At 53.5% G+C, this 1,381-nt stretch carries 1 rRNA gene; it reads left to right on the top strand.

Annotated features, from left to right (window positions below):
* Positions 1–1,358 (top strand): 23S ribosomal RNA (locus tag WFN61_RS20670); the annotation flags it as partial.
* Positions 1,359–1,381: the final 23 nt, after the last annotated feature.

Raw genomic sequence — 1,381 nt, forward strand, 5'->3', positions numbered from 1 at the left:
ACAAATGCCCTGCTTCCAGGAAAAGCCTCTAAGCATCAGGTAACACGAAATCGTACCCCAAACCGACACAGGTGGTCAGGTAGAGAATACCAAGGCGCTTGAGAGAACTCGGGTGAAGGAACTAGGCAAAATGGTGCCGTAACTTCGGGAGAAGGCACGCTGGTGCGTAGGTGAAGCGACTTGCTCGCGGAGCTGAAACCAGTCGAAGATACCAGCTGGCTGCAACTGTTTATTAAAAACACAGCACTGTGCAAACACGAAAGTGGACGTATACGGTGTGACGCCTGCCCGGTGCCGGAAGGTTAATTGATGGGGTTATCCGTAAGGAGAAGCTCTTGATCGAAGCCCCGGTAAACGGCGGCCGTAACTATAACGGTCCTAAGGTAGCGAAATTCCTTGTCGGGTAAGTTCCGACCTGCACGAATGGCGTAATGATGGCCAGGCTGTCTCCACCCGAGACTCAGTGAAATTGAAATCGCTGTGAAGATGCAGTGTACCCGCGGCAAGACGGAAAGACCCCGTGAACCTTTACTATAGCTTGACACTGAACATTGAGCCTTGATGTGTAGGATAGGTGGGAGGCTTTGAAGCGTGGACGCCAGTCTGCGTGGAGCCAACCTTGAAATACCACCCTTTAATGTTTGATGTTCTAACGTGGACCCGTGATCCGGGTTGCGGACAGTGTCTGGTGGGTAGTTTGACTGGGGCGGTCTCCTCCTAAAGCGTAACGGAGGAGCACGAAGGTCAGCTAATCCTGGTCGGACATCAGGAGGTTAGTGCAATGGCATAAGCTGGCTTGACTGCGAGCGTGACGGCGCGAGCAGGTGCGAAAGCAGGTCATAGTGATCCGGTGGTTCTGAATGGAAGGGCCATCGCTCAACGGATAAAAGGTACTCCGGGGATAACAGGCTGATACCGCCCAAGAGTTCATATCGACGGCGGTGTTTGGCACCTCGATGTCGGCTCATCACATCCTGGGGCTGAAGTAGGTCCCAAGGGTATGGCTGTTCGCCATTTAAAGTGGTACGCGAGCTGGGTTTAGAACGTCGTGAGACAGTTCGGTCCCTATCTGCCGTGGGCGCTGGAGAATTGAGGGGGGCTGCTCCTAGTACGAGAGGACCGGAGTGGACGCATCACTGGTGTTCGGGTTGTCATGCCAATGGCACTGCCCGGTAGCTAAATGCGGAAGAGATAAGTGCTGAAAGCATCTAAGCACGAAACTTGCCCCGAGATGAGTTCTCCCTGAGACTTTAGGTCTCCTGAAGGAACGTTGAAGACGACGACGTTGATAGGCCGGGTGTGTAAGCGCAGCGATGCGTTGAGCTAACCGGTACTAATGAACCGTGAGGCTTAACCTTACAACGCCGAAGATGTTTTGGCG

The organism is Pseudescherichia sp. AS216 (assembly GCF_037152055.1).
GTDB lineage: Bacteria > Pseudomonadota > Gammaproteobacteria > Enterobacterales > Enterobacteriaceae > Pseudescherichia.